The sequence below is a fragment of the uncultured Escherichia sp. genome, assembly GCF_948475835.1.
In the GTDB taxonomy this organism is placed as follows: domain Bacteria; phylum Pseudomonadota; class Gammaproteobacteria; order Enterobacterales; family Enterobacteriaceae; genus ECMA0423.
Map to the genome: position 1 here is coordinate 5,363 of NZ_CAOLGM010000036.1, position 22,321 is coordinate 27,683.

Here is a 22,321-nt window from a genome sequence, read left to right on the forward strand (position 1 = left end):
CGTAAAAAAACCGACTTTGCGTCGGTTTTTTACTTTCCAGCCCTGAGTTGGTGGCACTGGCTGGAGTGAGAATGCCATTATCTAACGCATCAATGCTAATACCATACTGAAACTATTGCAAGGACATGCTGGTTTTATAACCTGAATGTACTGTATGATTATCCAGTTAGCTCTGAGGCATTTTCACTCTGGTAATGCGCATAAACGCTTTCAAAGTCCTGGTCAGAAGTACGGGTGGTGCCGTTAACTGATGCTCTGGCCGGAGTGAGAATGCCATTATCTAACAATAGGGCATGCGCCGTGACAGGCAGTGGATGAGTAAGCGGATGCATTCTCACTCCATCGCATGGAGAAAACGGGTGATTGATAAAGCAATCATCGTTCTTGGGGCGTTAATTGCGCTGCTGGAACTGATCCGCTTTCTGCTTCAGCTTCTGAACTGATAGCGGAAACGTAATTAAGGGCTAAGAGCACACTACTCTTAGCCCTTTAACATTTAACGCATTGTCACGAACTCTTCTGCCGCCGTTGGGTGAATGGCGACGGTATTGTCGAAGTCTTTTTTGGTTGCACCCATCTTCAGCGCCACCGCGAAGCCCTGCAACATTTCGTCCATACCAAAGCCAATGCCGTGAATACCGACAATCTTCTCTTCCGATCCAACGCACACCAGCTTCATGCGGCACGGCTGGCGGTGAGTGGTGACGGCGGTATACATCGCGGTGAAAGAGGATTTATACACTTTCACCTGATCGTCGCCATACTGCTCGCGCGCCTGCGGTTCCGTTAAACCAACAGTACCAATCGGCGGATGGCTGAAGACCACGGTCGGAATGTTGCTGTAATCCAGATGCTCATCCGGCTTGTTATTAAACAGGCGTTCAGAGAGACGGCGACCCGCTGCAACTGCCACCGGTGTCAGCTCCACTGCACCCGTGTTATCGCCCACCGCGTAAATACCTTCAATATTGGTGTTTTGATATTTATCGACGACGATATAGCCTTTTTCGTTAGTTTTAACGCCAGCGGCTTCCAGGTTGATGTTGTCATTGGCAGGCTCGCGACCAATCGCCCAAATCAGGCAATCCACCGTTTCACTGCGACCATCTTCCAGCTCCAGCGTCAGGCTACCATCGGCATTTTTCACTACCGCTTTCGGGATGGCGTTGGTGTGCAGCTGCGGGCCTTCGGCGTTCATCACTTCGACCAGCGTTTCGGAAATCATCGGGTCGAAGCTGCGCAGCGGCGCATGTTTACGCACAAACAGATGCGTTTTCGCGCCGAGGCCGTTAATCACGCCCGCCAGCTCAACGGCGATGTAACCCGCGCCAACAACCGCCACGCGCTCTGGCAAAGCAGGAAGGGCGAAGAAGCCATCAGAATCAATACCGTATTCCACGCCCGGAATATCCGGGTGGCTCGGACGACCGCCTGTGGCGATCAGAATATGATCGGCCGTGATGGTTTCGCCGTTTACCTCCAGCGTTTTGGCATCAACGAAGCGGGCAAAGCCTTTGATTACATCAACGTTATTTTTACCGAGCACGTTTTCATAGGAAGTATGAATACGGTCGATATAGGCGGTACGGCTGGCGATCAACGTTTCCCAGTTGAATTTATTGATAGTGGTATCAAAACCATAATCCGGGCCGTACATATGGATCGCTTCACGGATTTGCGCCGCGTGCCACATCACTTTTTTCGGCACACAGCCAACATTTACGCAGGTGCCGCCCAGCTCTTTGGCTTCAATCAGCGCACATTTCTGGCCGTACATAGCCGCGCGGTTGATGGAGGCGATACCGCCGCTGCCGCCGCCGATGGCGATGTAATCATAGTGTTTAGTCATGACAAAGTGTCCTTATCGTTGATTACCGCGATTGTAGCGCGAGACGTAATAGGTGCCAGCAATGGCTGCAATTACTCCGGCACGATCCAGCTTACGGTGGCGTGCCCGGTGCCTGCCGGAACCAGTTTTCTGTGCAGCCACGGCAGCACGTTATTCATCTGCTGTTCCAGTTTCCACGGCGGGTTAATCACAATCATGCCGGAAGCGGTCATGCCACGGCGATCGCTGTCTGGCAGTACCGCCAGTTCAATTTGCAGAATTTTGCGAATACCGGTCGCTTCCAGATCGTGGATCATGCGCTTAATTTGCTGACGCAGCACCACCGGATACCACAGTGCGTAAGTACCAGTGGCGAAACGTTTGTAACCTTCTGCTATCCCGCTGACCACCGCCTGATAGTCGGTTTTCATTTCATACGGCGGGTCGATAAGGATTAAACCACGGCGGGAAACCGGCGGCAGTTTGGCCTTAAGCTGCTGGAAACCATCGGCTTTTTCGACGCGCGCACGGCTGTCTTTCTGAAATTCAGAACGCAGCAACGGGTAATCGCTCGGGTGCAGTTCGGTCAGTTGCAGGCTGTCTTGTTCGCGCAGTAGCTGGCGAGCAATCAATGGCGAACCGGGGTAGTAACGCAACTGACCGCTACGGTTGAAGTGTTTTACCACATTGATGTACGCCTCCAGTTCTGCGGGCAAATCGTCCTGCTGCCAGATACGGGCGATGCCTTCGAGATATTCGCCGGTACGCTCGGCATGTTCGCTGCCTAACTGATAACGCCCGGCCCCTGCGTGGGTGTCGAGATAGAGAAACGGTTTATCTTTCTCTTTCAGCGACTCGATGATCAGGCTCTGAACGGTATGTTTAAGGACGTCGGCGTGGTTGCCAGCGTGAAAGCTGTGGCGATAACTGAGCATGGGTAAAGGTGTTCCGGTAAGTAAAAATCGGCCCGTATTCGGGGCGCACAAAAGCGTATCAGGACAGTATACCGAAAAGAGGCCGCCGCCGCGAAAGCGTAACGTTTCTCATTGAAATTCACTACACTTAACCCCATGCTACACACATTATGTAAAGCGCCTGTTGAGCGCTTCCTTAACCTCTTTAACCAGGACTGCGCGAATGACGAATCCGTTACTGACTCCCTTTGAATTGCCTCCGTTTTCTAAAATTCTCCCGGAACATGTCGTTCCAGCCGTGACTAAGGCGCTGAACGACTGCCGCGAAAATGTGGAGCGCGTAGTAGCGCAAGGAGCACCGTACACCTGGGAAAATCTCTGCCAGCCGTTGGCGGAAGTGGACGATGTGCTGGGGCGTATCTTCTCCCCGGTCAGCCACCTGAACTCGGTGAAAAATAGCCCGGAACTGCGTGAAGCGTACGAACAAACCCTGCCGCTGCTGTCGGAATACAGCACCTGGGTAGGGCAACATGAAGGGCTGTATAAAGCGTATCGCGACCTGCGCGATGGCGATCATTACGCCACGCTGAACACGGCTCAGAAAAAAGCGGTTGATAACGCACTGCGCGACTTCGAACTCTCTGGCATCGGTCTGCCAATAGAGAAACAACAACGCTACGGTGAGATTGCCACTCGTCTTTCCGAGCTGGGCAACCAGTACAGCAACAACGTCCTCGATGCGACGATGGGCTGGACCAAACTCGTTACCGACGAAGCGGAGCTGGCGGGGATGCCTGAAAGCGCGCTGGCTGCGGCAAAAGCCCAGGCCGAAGCGAAAGAGCTGGAAGGCTACCTGCTGACGCTGGATATCCCAAGCTACCTGCCGGTAATGACCTACTGCGACAACCAGGCCTTGCGTGAAGAGATGTATCGCGCTTACAGCACCCGCGCCTCCGATCAAGGCCCGAACGCCGGTAAATGGGATAACAGCAAGGTGATGGAAGAGATCCTCGCTCTGCGTCACGAACTGGCGCAACTGCTGGGCTTTGAAAACTACGCCTTTAAATCCCTTGCCACTAAAATGGCAGAAAACCCGCAGCAGGTGCTGGATTTCTTAACCGATCTGGCAAAACGCGCGCGTCCGCAAGGCGAAAAAGAGCTGGCACAACTGCGCGCCTTTGCCAAAGCCGAATTTGGCGTCGATGAGTTGCAGCCGTGGGATATCGCGTACTACAGCGAAAAACAAAAACAGCACCTCTACAGCATCAGTGACGAACAGCTGCGTCCGTACTTCCCGGAAAACAAAGCGGTTAACGGTTTGTTTGAAGTGGTGAAACGTATTTACGGCATCACCGCTAAAGAGCGTAAAGATGTTGATGTCTGGCACCCGGATGTACGTTTCTTCGAACTGTATGACGAGAACAACGAACTGCGCGGTAGCTTCTACCTCGACCTGTATGCCCGTGAAAACAAGCGCGGCGGGGCGTGGATGGATGACTGCGTAGGCCAGATGCGCAAAGCTGACGGTTCTCTGCAAAAACCGGTCGCGTATCTGACCTGTAACTTTAACCGCCCGGTAAATGGTAAACCGGCGCTGTTTACCCATGACGAAGTGATCACCCTGTTCCACGAGTTCGGTCATGGTCTGCATCATATGCTGACCCGCATCGAAACCGCCGGTGTATCCGGGATCAGTGGGGTGCCGTGGGATGCGGTCGAACTGCCGAGTCAGTTTATGGAAAACTGGTGCTGGGAGCCTGAGGCGCTGGCGTTTATCTCTGGTCACTACGAAACCGGCGAACCGCTGCCGAAAGAGTTGCTGGATAAAATGCTGGCGGCGAAGAACTACCAGGCGGCGCTGTTTATTCTGCGCCAGCTGGAGTTCGGCCTGTTCGATTTCCGCCTCCATGCCGAGTTCCGCCCGGATCAGGGAGCGAAAATCCTCGAAACTCTGGCAGAAATCAAGAAACTGGTTGCCGTAGTACCGTCTCCATCCTGGGGCCGTTTCCCGCACGCTTTCAGCCATATTTTCGCCGGTGGTTATGCCGCAGGTTACTACAGCTACCTGTGGGCTGACGTACTGGCGGCAGATGCTTTCTCGCGCTTTGAGGAAGAGGGCATTTTCAACCGTGAAACCGGGCAGTCGTTCCTCGACAACATTCTGAGCCGTGGCGGTTCAGAGGAGCCGATGGATCTGTTCAAACGCTTCCGTGGTCGTGAGCCGCAGCTGGATGCGATGCTGGAGCATTACGGGATCAAAGGTTAGTTTTTGTGCAGATTTGCTTAATTGATGAAACAGGCACCGGAGACGGTGCCTTATCTGTTCTGGCGGCCCGCTGGGGGCTGGAGCACGATGAAGACAACCTGATGGCGCTGGTGTTAACGCCGGAACATCTGGAATTGCGCAAGCGTGATGAGCCAAAACTTGGCGGCATCTTTGTTGATTTTGTTGGCGGAGCGATGGCGCACCGACGCAAATTCGGCGGTGGTCGCGGTGAGGCGGTGGCGAAAGCGGTGGGCATTAAAGGCGATTATTTGCCGGATGTGGTGGACGCCACCGCAGGGCTGGGGCGCGATGCCTTTGTGCTGGCTTCAGTCGGTTGCCGCGTGCGGATGCTGGAGCGTAATCCAGTCGTTGCCGCCTTGCTCGACGACGGCCTGGCGCGTGGTTATGCGGATGCGGAAATCGGCGGCTGGTTGCAGGAGCGGTTGCAGTTAATTCACGCCTCCAGCCTGACGGCGCTGACTGATATTACCCCGCGCCCGCAGGTGGTTTATCTCGACCCGATGTTCCCGCATAAGCAGAAAAGCGCGCTGGTGAAAAAAGAGATGCGTGTCTTTCAGTCGCTGGTGGGGCCGGATCTTGATGCCGATGGATTGCTGGAGCCTGCGCGGCTGCTGGCGACCAAACGCGTGGTGGTAAAGCGCCCGGACTACGCGCCACCGCTGGCGAATGTCGCCACGCCAAACGCGGTAGTCACTAAAGGGCATAGGTTTGATATTTATGCCGGAACGCCGGTGTAAAAGTAAAGCAGGGTAGCGATAACGCTACCCTGCTTTCTGCAAGAATAATTAATGGCTTTCCGGCGTCGCAATCATGCGTTTCAGCCACGGCACCATCAACAGCATCACTACTGCAACGCCCAGCGTGACCAGACCAATCTTACCAAACACGTTGGTATAGACGGGCAACGTCTCAAGCGGATCGGTAATGTTGTCCGGCACCGCGGTAAATGTTGCCACATAGCCGCCCAGCAAGAACGCGGCAGCCTGCGTCAGGAACCACATCCCGAGAATAAAGCCCATCAAATGCTGCGGCACCAGGGCAGCAATCATCGCCAGACCCAGGGCGCTAATAAACAATTCACCCAGGCTCTGGAACAAGTAAACCAGCACGATAAACCACGGCGATGTCAGTCCTTGTGCATCAGCAAACCACATTCCCGCAGCTGCCGCCGTCAAAAAGCCCAGTGAGCACATAAACATGCCGAGAGTAAATTTCATCGGCATCGAGAGGTCTTTGCCTTTGTTACCCAGATGCGTGTAAATGCCTGCCAGTATTGGGCTGGCGAGTACCACCCAGAACGGGTTAAGCGCCTGGAAGCTGACCGGGTTGATGGAAAAGCCGAGAATTTCATGATGCACGTTGTTGATGGCAAAGAAGTTCAGCGACGTTGGCATCTGGGCGTAGAGAATGTAAAACACCACCGCTTCGAGCATCAGGACAAAGGCGACAAACATTTTATTGCGCCCGGTTTTATCCAGCTTGAATGCCTGACGAAAGAAGATGATGGTGACGACGATGGAGAGAACAATCAGCACCAGATTGGCGACTTCTACGTTGTGCATCAGCCATGCACAGACGAAGATCATCACCACGCTGCCAAGTAACACGTACAACAGTTTGCTGAAGCTCATTGGCCGGAAGTCGGGTTCAGAACCAATGTCTTTCACCATTCCACGACAGGCGATGTAAACCAGTAATGCGATAATTAACCCCGCCCCGCACAGGTTGTAGGTGACTGAATAACCGAATCTATCAGCGATCACAGGGGCCAGCGATAACGCTATCAACGAGCCGATATTGATCGACATATAGAACAGGGTGAATGCGCCATCAAGCCGCGGATCTTTCGGCGGATAGCACTTCGAAAGCAAGCTGGCTGGGTTAGCTTTAAACAGGCCGTTACCGACAGCGATAGTCCCCAGGGCGATGAAAATCAGGTCAGGCTTAAGTAGCGACATGCCGGTCATGAAGTAGCCAATCGCCAGCACAAGTGCTCCGAGAACAATGGTGCGTTTGGTCCCCAGCAGGTGGTCGCCGACATAGCCGCCAATGGAAATGAGGCCATAGACCAGCGCAGCAAAAGCACCAAAAGTGACAAAAGCCTGCTCTTGCGAGAATCCAAGCTGTTTAACGAAGAAAACCGCCAGTACGCCCTGCACGCCGTAGTAGCCGAATCGCTCCCATAACTCGACAAAAAAGATCATGAAAAATGGGCGAGGTTGCTGCAGCATCCCCATGGGTGTTGTTGTATTCATATTTATTAACCTTCCAATACCATCCTGAAAAGTATGAACGCGTAAGGGATAACGCGCGAAAAAGTTTACATCTGTCAGAGATTCTTAATATTGATGCGGTGAATAGATTAATACACTATTACAACAGAAAATAACCAGCTGATCACACTAATGATGGAAAATATGATGGTGTTAAATGTTGTATTGGCAGGAGATTTTGATTGCGTACGCAGATCGTAGGCCAGATAAGGGGTTTACGCTGCATCAGGTAACAAGGCGCGCCAAAAAGCAAAACGCCCGCATATGCGGGCGTTCAGGAACACGTCGTGGGGGGATGATTATTCTTCTTCGTCGCGCAGCGGAACAATCAGCATATCAACGTGAACGGTGTTGATCAGCTGACGTGCGGAAGACATCAGTTTGCTCCAGAAGTCCTGGTGGTGACCACAAACCACCAGATCCATATCGTATTTCTTGATTGCATCGACCAGAACCTGGCCCAGGTCGCCGCTGCCGCTCAGGGTTTCAGTGATTGGGTAGCCTGCATTAGTGGAAAGCTCGGTCAGCGCATGATGTGTCTCTTCAGAGATGCGTTTCTGCATATCACCCAGATTCACATCAATAAGCCCGGTGTATAGGTCAGAGTAGTTTACATCTACGTGGATCAGAGAAACTTTCGCATTGTAGGGGCGAGCCATAGAGACTGCTTTCTCTACCAGAACTTTGCTTTCCGGGGAGAGATCGACTGCGATGAGAATGTGTTTATAAGCCATAGTGTTACTCCTTCCATAAAGTTGTCGATGACTGGCCAGCTAGCGTTTCTTGTGCCGTTACGTCACCCGCGTCCTGCGAACTACGTGCGCGGGGCTAACCCAGCCGTAAAGATTCAGTGTTAAGACCATCCTTACCTTATAGCGACCCGGATGATCCGTCAATCCGCCTTGCTTACCCGTTAGATAAACAAATTTTCGACATGAATATATTGATAGTGGTTAACCTTCTGGAAAAAAAACAACCTGATCTCCTACACTATCTATAGAGCCGCTCGGATGTTGGTCACCACAAAAGCGGTTTCTCCAGGACCTGGTGTTAACTGATTGGCAGCGTATCGGGAGCGGTAGCCCCGGGGTGGAACTCCGCGGGCAGGTCGCCGGGGAGGAGGTATGATAAGCACCGTCGCATTATTTTGGGCTTTATGTGTCGTTTGCATTGTTAACATGGCGCGCTATTTCTCATCACTACGCGCGTTGTTAGTGGTACTGCGTAACTGCGATCCATTGCTCTATCAATATGTTGATGGAGGGGGCTTTTTTACCTCACATGGCCAACCCAACAAACAGGTGCGTCTCGTTTGGTATATCTATGCCCAACGTTATCGCGATCATCACGATGATGAATTTATTCGCCGCTGTGAGCGGGTGCGTCGGCAGTTTATTCTGACCAGCGCATTGTGTGGTCTGGTGGTGGTCAGCCTGATTGCATTGATGATTTGGCATTAAGCACTTCAGCAATAATAACGCATAAAAAAAGCGGGCCAGTAAACTGACCCGCTCGTTTTGGTGTGTACGATTACAGGAACTGCAAGGAGAGCCAGTACAGCCCGCCGGAAAGCAGTACCGCAGCCGGAAGGGTAAACACCCAGGCCATCAGAATGCTGGTCACGGTTTTACGCTGTAAGCCGCCACCATCTACCACCATCGTCCCCGCGACAGAAGAGGAGAGTACGTGAGTAGTGGAAACCGGCATCCCGGTATAACTCGCCAGGCCGATAGACACTGCCGCCGTCATCTGGGCAGACATCCCCTGAGCGTAGGTCATGCCTTTCTTACCGATTTTCTCACCGATAGTCGTTGCCACACGGCGCCAGCCAATCATCGTACCGATACCTAACGCCAGCGCGACCGCCATGATGATCCACACCGGTGCATACTCGATGGTGCTAAGCATGTCAGACTTCAGTTTCTTCAACAGGCGCTGATCGTCAGCACTCACGCCAGGCATCTTCACCACTTTGTCGATAGTGTCAGAAACGCACAGCATAATGCGGCGCATCTGGCTACGTTGATCAAGCGACAGCTTGTCGTAGCTTTCCACATCGGTGGTCAACATACCTTTCAGGCGGTTGAGCGCGTTAATGGTATTCGACGGATGGCAGTGGAACTCCGCAGGTTGCGTTGCGCCAGCTTCCGGAGCCGGTACTAACTGATCAGCACCGGTAGCCTGTTTGAGCAGCGCAGGATGCTGCTCAAAGTAAGCTTCGACGTTGTTGATGGCATCACGGGTACGGGTGATTTCGTAGCCAGTGGCATTCATGTTCACCACGAAGCCTGCTGGCGCGACGCCAATCAATACCAACATAACCAGACCAATGCCTTTCTGACCATCGTTCGCGCCGTGCGAAAACGCCACGCCGATAGCGGAAAGGATCAGCGCGATACGCGTCCAGAACGGCGGCTTTTTCTTGCCGTCTTTCTTTTCACGCTCCGCTGGGGTCAGGTGGATACGGGCGCGTTTCTTGGTGCCGCTCCAGTAGCGACGCAGCAAGAAAATCAGACCGCCAGCAAACACCAGGCCGACAATAGGGGAAACGATCAGAGAACCGAAAATACTTAATACTTTCGGGATATTGAGTGCATCCACCACTGACGTCCCGGTCATCAACGCATTGGTTAAACCAATCCCGATGATCGCGCCAATCAGCGTATGAGAGCTGGATGCAGGTAAACCAAAGTACCAGGTACCCAGGTTCCAGATAATCGCCGCCAGCAACATAGAGAACACCATGGCAAGGCCATGAGACGATCCCATATTAAGCAGCAGATCCGTCGGCAGCATATGCACAATGGCATAGGCAACACTCAGACCACCCAGCAAAACACCCAAAAAGTTGAACACCGCCGCCATAACCACGGCGAGCTGAGAACGCATCGCGCGGGTATAGATAACGGTTGCCACGGCGTTGGCTGTGTCATGGAAACCATTGATGGCTTCGTAGAACAGCACAAAAGCCAGTGCAAGCAATAATAACAGCCCGGTATGCAAATCCAGGCCAGCAAACAAATGTAGCATAGGACGTTACGCCATTTTGAGGACATGAACGCGGCGCATTATCAGTGACTTTCGCGGCGCGGGCAAAGTGAAATATAGACTTTTTTTGATTTGCCTCCTGTATGGATTTCACTCAAAAAATAATTATCTTATATAATTCAGGCAAATACTTCCTTTTAGTAATATTGATGCTGGTGCGACCACTGAGGAATCTTTACAATTCACGCCCGTTTTTTCTAAGAGGAGCGCAACGTGGAAAGGTTTGATGCCATTATTATAGGCGCTGGTGCGGCGGGTATGTTCTGTTCTGCGCTGGCAGGTCAGGCAGGACGCCGGGTTCTGCTGATCGATAATGGTAAAAAACCAGGGCGCAAAATCCTTATGTCTGGCGGTGGGCGCTGCAACTTTACCAACCTTTATGTCGAACCAGGCGCTTATCTGAGCCAGAATCCGCATTTTTGTAAGTCTGCACTCGCGCGTTTTACCCAGTGGGATTTCATTGATCTGGTCAATAAACACGGCATCGCCTGGCACGAGAAAACGTTAGGACAACTCTTCTGCGATGACTCCGCGCAGCAGATTGTCGACATGCTGGTGGATGAGTGCGAGAAGGGCAATGTAACCTTCAGATTGCGTAGCGAAGTGCTGAGTGTGGCGAAGGATGAAACAGGCTTCACGCTTGAACTGAACGGCATGACTGTCGGTTGCGAAAAGCTGGTCATCGCGACCGGTGGGCTGTCAATGCCGGGGCTGGGCGCGTCGCCGTTTGGTTATAAGATTGCCGAACAATTTGGCCTCAACGTGCTGCCGACCCGCGCGGGTCTGGTGCCATTCACTCTGCATAAACCGTTGCTCGAAGAGTTACAGGTGCTGGCGGGCGTGGCGGTGCCTTCCGTGATTACCGCTGAAAACGGCATCGTTTTCCGTGAGAACTTACTCTTCACCCATCGCGGCTTGTCTGGACCGGCGGTGTTGCAGATTTCCAGCTACTGGCAACCGGGTGAATTTGTCAGTATCAATCTGCTACCGGATGTGGATCTCGAAACCTTCCTGAATGAGCAGCGTAACGCACATCCGAATCAGAGCCTGAAAAACACACTGGCGGTTCATCTACCGAAGCGGTTGGTTGAACGCTTACAGCAACTCGGGCAAATCCCGGATGTTTCGCTAAAACAGCTCAACGTGCGTGACCAACAGGCACTGATTAGCACATTGACCGACTGGCGCGTACAACCCAACGGCACTGAAGGCTATCGCACTGCCGAAGTGACGCTCGGCGGCGTGGACACCAACGAACTCTCTTCACGGACGATGGAAGCGCGCAAAGTGCCTGGGCTGTACTTCATCGGCGAAGTGATGGACGTTACCGGCTGGCTGGGGGGCTATAACTTCCAGTGGGCGTGGTCGAGTGCGTGGGCTTGTGCGCAGGATTTGATTGCAGCGAAGTCGTCCTGACCTGTTACCTAAAGATGAAAATTATTAGAGCCGCATTAAAAATGAGCTAATTTTGATAGTGGCTATCTTGTGATTATTTTCTAATGAGCCCGTGAACTGAAACCCTCCAAGCTTAATATAAGGTGGAAGGAAAGGTGATTGAAAACTCACCCAGTGGCCAGATCTTTATAAAATATGAACAGGTTGAAAAAAACAGTAACTTTGTTGTTTTTTTATCCTTAACCACTATGCATTAATGCTGCGTTATTTCATGATGCCTAAGAAAAACCAGCGTTACGCAAATGGTCAACGCTGGTTTTATCCGGTACGTTGCAATTATTTTTTAGCAGAACCTGCTTCTAATATTGAAACGATTGAGAACAACGTAAAGCATACCGCTCCTAAACCGACCAAAACCCGCGAAGGAATAAAATATCCCATGTCGGTCTGCGCCATTTCCGCAAGAAACGATGCCAGGAAAAGGCAAAACAGGCAGGTGAAGACGGGAATCATCGGTATTCTGTTGGCTAACGAACAGGTACGTCTCCATACCAGTGCCAGTAGCCAGACTTTTGAGAATATGCTGTAACAGATCATTCCGAGGCAAATAAGAATAATGCCGGGAGCCAGTCGGGCGCTTGCATCGGAACTGACTAAGACGTATATCCCCTGCAGTACCGTGATTGAGCCGAGAAAAATAACCCAATAACACCACAGCCAGTGTTCTTTAGTTGAAAACGTATTACGTGTTTGATGGACAATTGTGGCAACAAGGCCAATTAGACAGGCACAGATTGCGGTTAACCCAAGCAATACGTGACCCGCGACATAATGCGGAGTTATGTCAGCACTACGTAACAGCGTAATAGACCAAATGAAACCGAGCAGGGTGAGTAAAACGGGAACGGCAATGAGGCAATTACCGATTAATGAAGAATAAGCCTGTACCGGCGTTCCATCGCTCTTGCTCCCCGCTGCATTTTTGGGAATGAGCAGAAAGTGACCGGATGACGCTGCCACCGTCGATACACAGGCGGCAATCATACCAACGCCGAAAATAACATGGCCGGCGACAAACTCGTCTGCCATCACATCATTGCCTGCTAACAGTGCCCAACCCCATATCATGGTGATAATTGACCCCGCATAGCCAATAATGGGGAACAATGTATTGTAAAACGTATTAACGCCGCGCGTGAGCTGCGAAATGATAATAAATGCGGTAGTGAATAATGCCAGGCATATGGCCGCCAGAGAAATCAGCACATGACCCGCGACGAAATACTCGCTTTGCCCTGAACTTTCCAGCACAAAGCCACCTAACGCGATGCAAATTAATCCCATAATCAAAGGGATTAATTTGAAAAGCCACCCGATATATATGTTCACTTTAAACTCCTCAGGTATCCCTGCTAATAATGAAATGTGCATTAATGATAATTTCAGCCTGTTAATATAACGACGAGATATCATTAAAGACAAATGCATAGCATAACTATAGCGGGGTTTACTGTGCCGAGTGCCATTTTTTACCGGTTAAAAGGCCATGATAAATAAATATTTATCCTAAGATTAATTCTTATTCTGTTGTTTTTTTTACAATTATCTTCCAGGGATGGATTGTTTTCCATTATTTAGTAAAAGACCGGATAGTCTCGGTGCTTAAAATCATCGAACATATAAGTATTATTGCTTTGTATCATCGTAAATATGTCTTTCAGACATGTATTGTTTATTTTGTTACTAACAAGTAAAAATATTACAGGTTATTTATGAAAGTATTTCACAATATATTTAAGCACTTCTCTTCAAACCATCAAGATAAGCATTCAGATAAAGTTAACAGTCATCAACACCATGGCAAGGTTGATAAAACACATCGTGCAAAGATAGTTGAATTTGATAAACTGGATAATGATTCGCAAATAGATAACGATTTTGGCCTGCATATCATCTATTTCCTGCAACATGGTCACTGGAAGGTAAATGATCGTAGTCACCAGATGGAGAAAGTATGGTTTTATAATAGTGAACCTTCTATAGATATTCAAGAATATAATAGATTCGCCGACAATACTACTGATACGTTTATCTTTACAATTATACCAGACAATAACCATGTGTTAAAATTATCGTCTCCCATTACCGTTACTGTTGAGTGTAAGGGCGGTTATTATTTTATTAATTCCTCTGGAGATAAATCAGATATAATTTATAAAGTTGATGGGCTTTCTATCATAGCGAGAAATTTCTTTACTCTTCTTAGTGGTAATTTCAAACCTGACTGGCGTTGGGATGTCTCTAAAGAGACGTTTACTAAGGAAAAGTTTGATAGCTATGTTAAACCTGTGTTTTCAAAAATAGACTTCTATAAACAGTGTGGTGTGATTAACCCACAAAATGCCAACACGGCTTATTTTGGCGATACAGATGGAAGAGTAGGCGCTGTACTTTATGCATTGCTCGTTTCAGGGCATATAGGCATCAGGGAAAAGGGTTGGAGTTTATTATGTGAATTATTAAAACACGAAGAGATGGCTTCATCTGCATACAAACATAAAAATAATAAAGTGCTCTACGATTTATTAAATACGAGAGACATGATCTTGAATGAGTTGCATCAACATGTTTTTTTAAAGGACGATGCGATAACCCCTTGTATCTTCCTTGGGGATCATACAGGCGATAGATTTAGTACTATTTTTGGTGATAAATATATCCTTACTTTGCTAAATTCTATGCGAAATATGGAGGGTAATAAAGATAGCCGTATTAATAAAAATGTCGTCGTTCTGGCTGGAAATCATGAAATCAATTTTAATGGTAACTATACTGCACGACTAGCAAATCATAAACTCTCTGCCGGTGATACGTATAACTTAATTAAAACGCTCGATGTTTGTAATTATGACTCAGAAAGGCAAGTTTTAACCAGTCATCACGGAATAATAAGAGATGAAGAAAAAAAATGTTATTGTCTCGGTGCTTTGCAGGTTCCATTTAATCAGATGAAAAATCCTACTGATCCTGAGGAATTAGCCAATATTTTTAATAAAAAACATAAAGAACACATGGATGATCGTTTTATCCATCTAATTAGAAGCAATGCTATAGCATCCACACCTGTATATGACAATTATTTTAATAACACTACTGCTTTCAGACCAAAACCTGAAGATATCTTCAAATGTGGACAGACGCTCAAAAAAACTAAACAGAAATATGGCCATTATGGATTAGGGGTAGATCAGCATCAAAAAATTGATAATTATACCATGGGGCTAAATTCCTGGAAGATAGCTCCTAACGAACGTGGTGATAAAAAAGGTGTCCCAGGGCTTAGTTGTTTTCAACCACATTAAAACTCCATGAGTGCTGTGGTATATCTTTTTAATCCTGCCAGTATTTCATAGGTTTTCTTAATCGATTGTAGAGGCATGTTCTGATGACGCCTCTACAATCTTTAGGGACTTTCTCTGCTATGAGATAAGAAATTTCATATTATGCTTTAAGGCTGAATGATTTGTGCAAAATATAATTATTTTTCCATCGAACATGAGGTGTATGTCATAAGATTAAATGTTAACTATGCATTCCTCGCGGTGAATTATATGAGGTAAAAGATGAAAATTGGAACTGTGGCAGGCACTAACGACAGTACAACGACAATCGCAACAAATGATATGGTGCAAGAGCATGTTACTAACTTCACTAAAGAACTGTTTGGGTATATTGCAAATGGTATAGGTGATGATATATCAAGTATTGCCAGGACAATGCTCGGTGAAGTTGTGGAAAAAATTGATGATTGGCAAATAGAACGTTTCCAACAATCTATTCGAGATGACAAAATATCATTTACCATACAAACGAATCATTCAGAAAAATATAGTATGCTATCGGACATGCGCGCTCATATTCTACGTAGGGATAATAATTATCAGTTTATTGTGACAATTAATAGTAAAAATTACGGCTGCTATCTTGATAATACCGATATTAATTGGTGCAGCATTGTTTATTTACTTAATAATATGACAGTAAATGATGATGCTAATGATGTTGCAGTTACTGAGTCGTACAAACCCGTCTGGGACTGGAAAATATCGCAATTCAATGTATCTGATATTAAATTCGAAACAATGATAAACCCCCAGTTCGCTGACAGAACCTATTTCTCCAATTGTTCACCTGTTGATCCCACAAGTACCAGACCAACCTATTTTGGCGATACCGATGGCTCAGTCGGTGCAGTTTTGTACGCGCTTTTTGCAACGGGACATTTGAGAATCATGGCTGAAGGAGAAAATTTCCTTAGCCAGTTGCTTAATATAGAAGATGAAGTTCTCAACGTATTGCTAAGGGAGAACTTTAATGAGCAACTTGACACTAATGTTAATACAATAATCAGTATTCTGAACAGAAGAGATATAGTTTTAGAAAGTCTTCAGCCTTATTTAGTTATTAATAAAGACGCTGTGACGCCATGTACGTTTCTTGGCGACCAAACCGGCGATCGATTTAGTAATATCTGTGGCGATCAATTTATCATCGATTTGTTAAAACGCATAATGAGTATCAATGAAAATGTTCATGTATTAGCTGGAAATCATGAAACGAATTGCAATGGTAACTATATGCAGAACTTCACGCGTATGAAACCACTTGATGAGGATACCTACGCTGGGATAAAAGATTATCCTGTATGTTTCTATGACCCCAAATACAAAATAATGGCAAATCATCATGGGATAACTTTTGATGAGCAGCGAAAACGTTACATTATAGGACCGATAACAGTCTCTATTGATGAAATGACCAATGCTCTCGATCCGGTCGAATTAGCGGCAATTATCAATAAAAAGCATCATGCTATAATTAATGGCAAAAAGTTTAAAACTAGCCGGGCTATCTCTTGTCGATCCTTTAATCGTTATTTTTCTGTTTCGACAGATTACAGACCTAAACTTGAAGCACTATTAGCATGTTCACAAATGTTAGGTATAAATCAAGTTGTTGCACATAACGGAAATGGTGGAAGAGAACGCATAGGCGAAACGGGGACAGTTTTAGGTCTTAACGCCCGTGACAGTAAACATGCTGGAAGAATGTTCAGCATGCATAATTGCCAAATTAACCCTGGTGCAGGGCCTGAGATAACCACTCCCTGGAAGTCTTACCAGCATGAAAAAAACAGAAATGGACTTATGCCTTTGATTAGAAGGCGCACAATGTTACAGCTCTGAACCATAGACAACATGAATATTAATGTTACTATCTGGTTGAGACTGTTGATAAAACGTAAAAAGGAATGCTCTGTTCCTGCAACTGAACAGGCGTGAAACGCTATCCAACAGGATGGATACCGTTTTGTCAGCCAGTTTTATAGATCACACTTATGAGTATGCGTGTTTCATTTACGGCCAGGAATGCTGATGATGACAACATTACTACCCGTTTTCACTAAGCCTTCCCCGTTGGCGCTCAATGCTCTGCGCGCTGGTCGTATTTGCCGTTTCCTTCTTATCCCGGATGGAAGAATCCGCTGAACGTCGTTCGGCGGCAGTTGTAACACGCGTCGTTTGCTTACAGGGATTATGGCGGGTCGATTATGGATAAGAGTAAGCGCCATCTGGCGTGGTGGGTTGTCGGGTTACTGGCGGTGGCGGCTATCGTGGCGTGGTGGCTGTTGCGCCCGGCAGGTGTGCCGGAAGGCTTTGCTGTCAGCAATGGGCGCATTGAAGCGACGGAAGTGGATATCGCCAGCAAAATTGCCGGGCGTATTGACACCATTCTGGTGAAAGAAGACCAGTTTGTTCGAGAAGGTGAAGTGCTGGCGAAGATGGATACTCGCGTGTTGCAGGAACAGCGACTGGAAGCCATCGCGCAAATCAAAGAAGCACAAAGCGCCGTTGCTGCCGCGCAGGCTTTGCTGGAGCAACGCCAAAGTGAAACTCGCGCCGCTCAGTCGCTGGTTAATCAACGGCAAGCTGAACTGGACTCCGTAGCCAAACGTCATACCCGTTCCCGCTCGCTCGCCCATCGTGGGGCTATTTCTGCGCAACAGTTGGATGACGACCGCGCCGCCGCTGAGAGCGCCCGAGCTGCGCTGGAATCGGCAAAAGCTCAGGTTTCGGCTTCTAAAGCCGCTATAGAAGCGGCACGCACCAATATCATTCAGGCGCAAACTCGCGTCGAAGCCGCACAAGCCACTGAACGGCGCATTGCCGCAGATATCGATGACAGCGAACTGAAAGCCCCGCGTGACGGACGCGTGCAGTATCGGGTTGCCGAGCCAGGCGAAGTGCTGGCGGCAGGCGGTCGGGTGCTGAATATGGTCGATCTCAGCGACGTCTATATGACTTTCTTCCTGCCAACCGAACAGGCGGGCACGCTGAAACTGGGCGGTGAAGCCCGGCTGATCCTCGATGCCGCGCCAGATCTGCGTATTCCTGCAACCATCAGTTTTGTCGCCAGTGTCGCCCAGTTCACGCCAAAAACCGTCGAAACCAGCGATGAACGGCTGAAACTGATGTTCCGCGTCAAAGCGCGTATCCCACCGGAATTACTCCAGCAGCATCTGGAATATGTCAAAACCGGTTTACCGGGCGTAGCGTGGGTGCGGGTGAATGAAGAACTTCCGTGGCCTGACGACCTCGTGGTGAGGTTGCCGCAATGACGCATCTGGAACTGGTTCCCGTCCCGCCTGTCGCGCAACTGGCGGGCGTGAGCCAGCATTATGGAAAAACCGTTGCGCTGAACAATATCACACTCGATATTCCGGCCCGTTGCATGGTCGGGCTGATTGGCCCGGACGGCGTCGGGAAGTCGAGCTTGTTGTCGTTGATTTCCGGTGCCCGCGTCATTGAACAGGGCAATGTGATGGTGCTGGGCGGCGATATGCGCGACCCGAAGCATCGCCGCGACGTCTGCCCGCGCATCGCCTGGATGCCGCAGGGGCTGGGCAAAAATCTCTACCACACCTTATCGGTGTATGAAAATGTCGATTTTTTCGCTCGCTTGTTCGGTCACGATAAAGCGGAGCGGGAAGTCCGAATTAATGAGCTGCTGACCAGCACCGGGTTAGCACCGTTTCGCGATCGTCCGGCAGGTAAACTCTCCGGCGGGATGAAGCAAAAACTGGGGCTGTGCTGCGCGTTAATCCACGACCCGGAACTGTTGATCCTTGATGAGCCAACAACGGGGGTTGACCCGCTCTCCCGCGCCCAGTTCTGGGATCTGATCGACAGTATTCGCCAGCGGCAGAGCAATATGAGCGTGCTGGTCGCCACCGCCTATATGGAAGAGGCCGAACGCTTCGACTGGCTGGTAGCGATGAATGCCGGAGAAGTGCTGGCAACTGGCAGCGCCGAAGAGCTGCGGCAGCAAACGCAAAGCGCCACGCTGGAAGAGGCGTTTATAAATCTGTTACCGCAAGCGCAACGCCAGGCGCATCAGGCGGTAGTGATCCCACCGTATCAACCTGAAAATGCAGAGATTGCCATCGAAGCGCGCGATCTGACCATGCGTTTTGGTTCCTTCGTTGCCGTTGATCACGTCAATTTCCGCATTCCACGCGGGGAGATTTTTGGTTTTCTTGGATCGAACGGCTGCGGTAAATCCACCACCATGAAAATGCTCACCGGACTGCTGCCCGCCAGCGAAGGTGAGGCGTGGCTGTTTGGGCAACCGGTTGATCCAAAAGATATCGATACCCGCCGTCGGGTGGGCTATATGTCGCAGGCGTTTTCGCTCTATAACGAACTCACCGTGCGGCAAAACCTTGAGTTACATGCCCGTTTGTTTCACATCCCGGAAGCGGAAATTCCCGCGCGAGTGGCTGAAATGAGCGAGCGTTTTAAGCTCAACGACGTTGAAGATGTTCTGCCGGAGTTATTGCCGCTCGGCATTCGCCAGCGGCTTTCGCTGGCGGTGGCGGTGATTCATCGCCCGGAGATGTTAATCCTCGATGAACCTACTTCTGGCGTCGATCCGGTGGCGAGGGATATGTTCTGGCAGTTGATGGTCGATCTCTCGCGCCAGGACAAAGTAACCATTTTTATCTCCACCCACTTTATGAACGAAGCGGAACGTTGCGACCGCATCTCACTGATGCACGCCGGAAAAGTGCTTGCCAGCGGTACACCGCAGGAACTGGTTGAGAAACGCGGAGCCGCCAGTCTGGAAGAGGCATTTATCGCCTATTTGCAGGAAGCGGCAGGGCAGAGCAACGAAGCCGAAGCGCCGCCCGTGGTACACGACACCACCCACGCGCCGCGTCAGGGATTTAGCCTGCGCCGTCTGTTTAGCTACAGCCGCCGCGAAGCGCTGGAACTGCGACGCGATCCGGTACGTTCGACGCTGGCGCTGATGGGAACGGTGATCCTGATGCTGATAATGGGTTACGGCATCAGTATGGATGTGGAAAACCTGCGCTTTGCGGTGCTCGATCGCGACCAGACCGTCAGTAGCCAGGCGTGGACGCTCAATCTCTCCGGTTCCCGTTACTTTATCGAACAGCCGCCGCTCACCAGTTATGACGAGCTTGATCGTCGGATGCGTGCGGGCGATATCACGGTGGCGATTGAGATCCCGCCCAATTTCGGGCGCGATATCGCGCGTGGTACGCCTGTGGAACTCGGTGTCTGGATCGACGGAGCGATGCCGAGCCGTGCCGAAACGGTAAAAGGTTACGTGCAGGCCATGCACCAGAGCTGGTTACAGGATGTGGCGAGCCGACAATCCACACCCGCCAGCCAAAGCGGGCTGATGAATATTGAGACGCGCTATCGCTATAACCCGGACGTAAAAAGCCTGCCAGCGATTGTTCCGGCGGTGATCCCGCTTCTGCTGATGATGATCCCGTCAATGCTAAGCGCCCTTAGCGTGGTGCGGGAAAAGGAGCTTGGGTCGATTATCAACCTTTACGTGACCCCCACCACGCGTAGTGAATTTTTGCTTGGTAAACAGTTGCCATACATCTCGCTGGGGATGCTGAACTTTTTCCTGCTCTGCGGCCTGTCGGTGTTTGTGTTTGGCGTACCGCATAAAGGCAGTTTCCTGACGCTCACCCTGGCGGCGCTGCTGTATATCATCATTGCCACCGGAATGGGGCTGCTGATCTCCACCTTTATGAAAAGCCAGATTGCCGCCATTTTCGGAACGGCGATTATCACGTTGATCCCGGCGACACAGTTTTCCGGGATGATCGATCCAGTAGCTTCGCTGGAAGGGCCTGGACGTTGGATCGGCGAGGTTTACCCGACCAGTCATTTTCTGACTATCGCCCGCGGGACGTTCTCGAAAGCGCTGGATCTGACTGATTTGTGGCAACTTTTTATCCCGTTGCTGATAGCCATCCCGCTGGTGATGGGCTTAAGCATCCTGCTGCTGAAAAAACAGGAGGGATGATGCGCCATTTACGCAATATTTTTAATCTGGGTATCAAAGAGTTGCGCAGTCTGCTCGGTGATAAAGCGATGCTGACGCTGATTGTCTTCTCGTTTACGGTGTCGGTGTATTCGTCAGCGACCGTTACGCCAGGATCGTTGAACCTCGCGCCGATCGCCATTGCCGATATGGATCAATCGCAGTTATCGAACCGGATCGTTAACAGCTTCTATCGCCCGTGGTTTTTGCCACCGGAGATGATCACCGCCGATGAGATGGATGCCGGACTGGACGCCGGGCGTTATACCTTTGCGATAAATATTCCGCCTAATTTTCAGCGTGATGTCCTCGCCGGACGCCAGCCGGATATTCAGGTGAACGTCGATGCCACGCGCATGAGCCAGGCATTTACCGGCAATGGGTATATCCAGAATATTATCAACGGTGAAGTGAACAGCTTTGTCGCGCGCTACCGTGATAACAGCGAACCGTTGGTATCGCTGGAAACCCGGATGCGCTTTAACCCGAACCTTGATCCCGCGTGGTTTGGCGGGGTGATGGCGATCATCAACAACATTACCATGCTGGCGATTGTATTGACCGGATCGGCGCTGATCCGCGAGCGTGAACACGGCACGGTGGAACACTTGTTGGTGATGCCGATAACGCCGTTTGAGATCATGATGGCAAAGGTCTGGTCGAGGGGGCTGGTGGTGCTGGTGGTGTCGGGATTATCACTGGTGCTGATGGTGAAAGGCGTGCTGGGTGTACCGATTGAAGGCTCGATCCCGCTGTTTATGCTGGGCGTGGCGCTCAGTCTGTTTGCCACCACGTCAATCGGCATTTTTATGGGGACGATAGCGCGTTCAATGCCGCAACTGGGGCTGCTGGTGATTCTGGTGCTGCTACCGTTGCAAATGCTTTCCGGTGGATCCACGCCGCGCGAAAGTATGCCGCAGATGGTGCAGGACATTATGCTGACCATGCCGACGACACACTTTGTTAGCCTCGCGCAGGCCATCCTCTACCGGGGTGCCGGATTCGAAATCGTCTGGCCGCAGTTCCTGACGCTGATGGCAATTGGCGGCGCGTTTTTCACCATTGCACTGCTGCGATTCAGGAAGACGATTGGGACAATGGCGTAAGGAAGGGAAACTTGACTTCATACTGTGATGTCATACTATTG

Annotated in this window: 18 protein-coding genes; 12 read left to right on the plus strand and 6 right to left on the minus strand. The window is 50.0% G+C overall.

Annotation, left to right across the window (positions count from 1 at the left end; translation table 11 throughout):
• Positions 1-359: 359 nt before the first annotated feature.
• Positions 360-443: a damage-inducible type I toxin DinQ gene (dinQ, locus tag QZF50_RS09300; protein WP_001295215.1), complete on the plus strand. Its 84-nt coding sequence runs from the start codon at positions 360-362 to the stop codon at positions 441-443.
• A gap of 53 nt (positions 444-496) precedes the next feature.
• On the opposite strand, the gene gorA is transcribed toward dinQ, so the two are convergent.
• Positions 497-1,849: a glutathione-disulfide reductase gene (gene gorA / locus QZF50_RS09305; RefSeq protein ID WP_000160808.1), complete on the minus strand. Its 1,353-nt coding sequence runs from the start codon at positions 1,847-1,849 to the stop codon at positions 497-499.
• 71 nt (positions 1,850-1,920) lie between these two features.
• The gene (gene rlmJ, locus QZF50_RS09310) at positions 1,921-2,763 is read right to left on the minus strand and encodes a 23S rRNA (adenine(2030)-N(6))-methyltransferase (RefSeq protein WP_061892555.1); all 843 of its coding nucleotides are present in this window, start codon (positions 2,761-2,763) and stop codon (positions 1,921-1,923) included.
• Between the two features lie 202 nt (positions 2,764-2,965).
• On the opposite strand from rlmJ, the gene prlC reads away from it, so the two are divergent.
• Both prlC and rsmJ read left to right on the plus strand, forming a co-directional pair.
• On the plus strand, positions 2,966-5,008 hold the full coding sequence (prlC, locus tag QZF50_RS09315; RefSeq protein WP_001295214.1) for an oligopeptidase A: 2,043 nt from the start codon (positions 2,966-2,968) through the stop codon (positions 5,006-5,008).
• A gap of 5 nt (positions 5,009-5,013) precedes the next feature.
• Positions 5,014-5,766 (plus strand): 16S rRNA (guanine(1516)-N(2))-methyltransferase RsmJ, encoded by a 753-nt coding sequence (gene rsmJ, locus QZF50_RS09320; protein WP_001165119.1) that lies wholly within the window; start codon positions 5,014-5,016, stop codon positions 5,764-5,766.
• Positions 5,767-5,814: 48 nt separating this feature from the next.
• Here the strand turns inward: rsmJ and dtpB are convergent, their stop codons facing one another.
• Positions 5,815-7,284 carry a dipeptide/tripeptide permease DtpB gene (dtpB, locus tag QZF50_RS09325; protein ID WP_001098652.1) on the minus strand — a complete coding sequence of 490 codons (1,470 nt, stop codon included), beginning with the start codon at positions 7,282-7,284 and terminating at the stop codon, positions 5,815-5,817.
• A gap of 165 nt (positions 7,285-7,449) precedes the next feature.
• Here dtpB and QZF50_RS09330 point away from each other — a divergent pair, with 165 nt between their 5' ends.
• Positions 7,450-7,503, plus strand: coding sequence for a hypothetical protein (locus QZF50_RS09330; protein WP_212591402.1), 54 nt, complete (start codon positions 7,450-7,452; stop codon positions 7,501-7,503).
• Between the two features lie 98 nt (positions 7,504-7,601).
• Here the strand turns inward: QZF50_RS09330 and uspA are convergent, their stop codons facing one another.
• Positions 7,602-8,036 (minus strand): universal stress protein UspA, encoded by a 435-nt coding sequence (uspA, locus tag QZF50_RS09335; protein ID WP_000323571.1) that lies wholly within the window; start codon positions 8,034-8,036, stop codon positions 7,602-7,604.
• Positions 8,037-8,426: 390 nt separating this feature from the next.
• On the opposite strand from uspA, the gene uspB reads away from it, so the two are divergent.
• Positions 8,427-8,762 (plus strand): universal stress protein UspB, encoded by a 336-nt coding sequence (gene uspB, locus QZF50_RS09340; protein WP_000626187.1) that lies wholly within the window; start codon positions 8,427-8,429, stop codon positions 8,760-8,762.
• 70 nt (positions 8,763-8,832) lie between these two features.
• Here uspB and pitA read toward each other — a convergent pair whose 3' ends face one another.
• Entirely contained in the window at positions 8,833-10,332 is a 1,500-nt protein-coding gene (gene pitA / locus QZF50_RS09345; RefSeq protein ID WP_000902780.1) for an inorganic phosphate transporter PitA, read from the minus strand.
• Positions 10,333-10,563: 231 nt separating this feature from the next.
• Here pitA and QZF50_RS09350 point away from each other — a divergent pair, with 231 nt between their 5' ends.
• Positions 10,564-11,766 (plus strand): NAD(P)/FAD-dependent oxidoreductase, encoded by a 1,203-nt coding sequence (locus QZF50_RS09350; RefSeq protein ID WP_000439180.1) that lies wholly within the window; start codon positions 10,564-10,566, stop codon positions 11,764-11,766.
• 315 nt (positions 11,767-12,081) lie between these two features.
• On the opposite strand, the gene QZF50_RS09355 is transcribed toward QZF50_RS09350, so the two are convergent.
• Entirely contained in the window at positions 12,082-13,134 is a 1,053-nt protein-coding gene (locus QZF50_RS09355; RefSeq protein ID WP_001028905.1) for a DUF2776 domain-containing protein, read from the minus strand.
• A 383-nt stretch (positions 13,135-13,517) separates the two neighbouring features.
• Between QZF50_RS09355 and QZF50_RS09360 the strand changes: the two genes are divergently transcribed.
• From QZF50_RS09360 to QZF50_RS09385, 6 genes are all read left to right on the plus strand, one after another.
• Positions 13,518-15,107 carry a DUF4049 domain-containing protein gene (locus QZF50_RS09360; RefSeq protein WP_000862320.1) on the plus strand — a complete coding sequence of 530 codons (1,590 nt, stop codon included), beginning with the start codon at positions 13,518-13,520 and terminating at the stop codon, positions 15,105-15,107.
• 261 nt (positions 15,108-15,368) lie between these two features.
• Complete coding sequence (locus QZF50_RS09365; protein ID WP_001307442.1) at positions 15,369-16,991, plus strand: DUF4049 domain-containing protein; 1,623 nt, start codon at positions 15,369-15,371, stop codon at positions 16,989-16,991.
• A gap of 189 nt (positions 16,992-17,180) precedes the next feature.
• On the plus strand, positions 17,181-17,294 hold the full coding sequence (gene yhiY, locus QZF50_RS09370) for a protein YhiY (protein WP_001296785.1): 114 nt from the start codon (positions 17,181-17,183) through the stop codon (positions 17,292-17,294).
• A gap of 62 nt (positions 17,295-17,356) precedes the next feature.
• Positions 17,357-18,424, plus strand: a complete 1,068-nt coding sequence (locus tag QZF50_RS09375) for an HlyD family secretion protein (protein WP_237897951.1) — start codon at positions 17,357-17,359, stop codon at positions 18,422-18,424.
• Complete coding sequence (gene rbbA / locus QZF50_RS09380) at positions 18,421-21,156, plus strand: ribosome-associated ATPase/putative transporter RbbA (RefSeq protein ID WP_000149125.1); 2,736 nt, start codon at positions 18,421-18,423, stop codon at positions 21,154-21,156. The genes QZF50_RS09375 and rbbA overlap by 4 nt, the downstream gene beginning before the upstream one ends.
• Positions 21,156-22,280 (plus strand): ABC transporter permease, encoded by a 1,125-nt coding sequence (locus tag QZF50_RS09385; protein WP_097429253.1) that lies wholly within the window; start codon positions 21,156-21,158, stop codon positions 22,278-22,280. Before rbbA ends, QZF50_RS09385 begins: the two co-directional genes overlap by 1 nt.
• The last annotated feature ends 41 nt before the right edge of the window (positions 22,281-22,321 follow it).

Bases quoted from the DNA above. Each gene is read 5' to 3' on its own strand.
- yhiY (WP_001296785.1), top strand. From the start codon at position 17,181: ATGATGACAACATTACTACCCGTTTTCACTAAGCCTTCCCCGTTGGCG.
- QZF50_RS09375 (WP_237897951.1), top strand. From the start codon at position 17,357: ATGGATAAGAGTAAGCGCCATCTGGCGTGGTGGGTTGTCGGGTTACTG.
- rlmJ (WP_061892555.1), bottom strand. From the start codon at position 2,763: ATGCTCAGTTATCGCCACAGCTTTCACGCTGGCAACCACGCCGACGTC.
- QZF50_RS09365 (WP_001307442.1), top strand. From the start codon at position 15,369: ATGAAAATTGGAACTGTGGCAGGCACTAACGACAGTACAACGACAATC.
- QZF50_RS09360 (WP_000862320.1), top strand. From the start codon at position 13,518: ATGAAAGTATTTCACAATATATTTAAGCACTTCTCTTCAAACCATCAA.
- pitA (WP_000902780.1), bottom strand. From the start codon at position 10,332: ATGCTACATTTGTTTGCTGGCCTGGATTTGCATACCGGGCTGTTATTA.
- uspB (WP_000626187.1), top strand. From the start codon at position 8,427: ATGATAAGCACCGTCGCATTATTTTGGGCTTTATGTGTCGTTTGCATT.
- QZF50_RS09385 (WP_097429253.1), top strand. From the start codon at position 21,156: ATGCGCCATTTACGCAATATTTTTAATCTGGGTATCAAAGAGTTGCGC.
- uspA (WP_000323571.1), bottom strand. From the start codon at position 8,036: ATGGCTTATAAACACATTCTCATCGCAGTCGATCTCTCCCCGGAAAGC.
- rbbA (WP_000149125.1), top strand. From the start codon at position 18,421: ATGACGCATCTGGAACTGGTTCCCGTCCCGCCTGTCGCGCAACTGGCG.
- prlC (WP_001295214.1), top strand. From the start codon at position 2,966: ATGACGAATCCGTTACTGACTCCCTTTGAATTGCCTCCGTTTTCTAAA.
- gorA (WP_000160808.1), bottom strand. From the start codon at position 1,849: ATGACTAAACACTATGATTACATCGCCATCGGCGGCGGCAGCGGCGGT.
- dtpB (WP_001098652.1), bottom strand. From the start codon at position 7,284: ATGAATACAACAACACCCATGGGGATGCTGCAGCAACCTCGCCCATTT.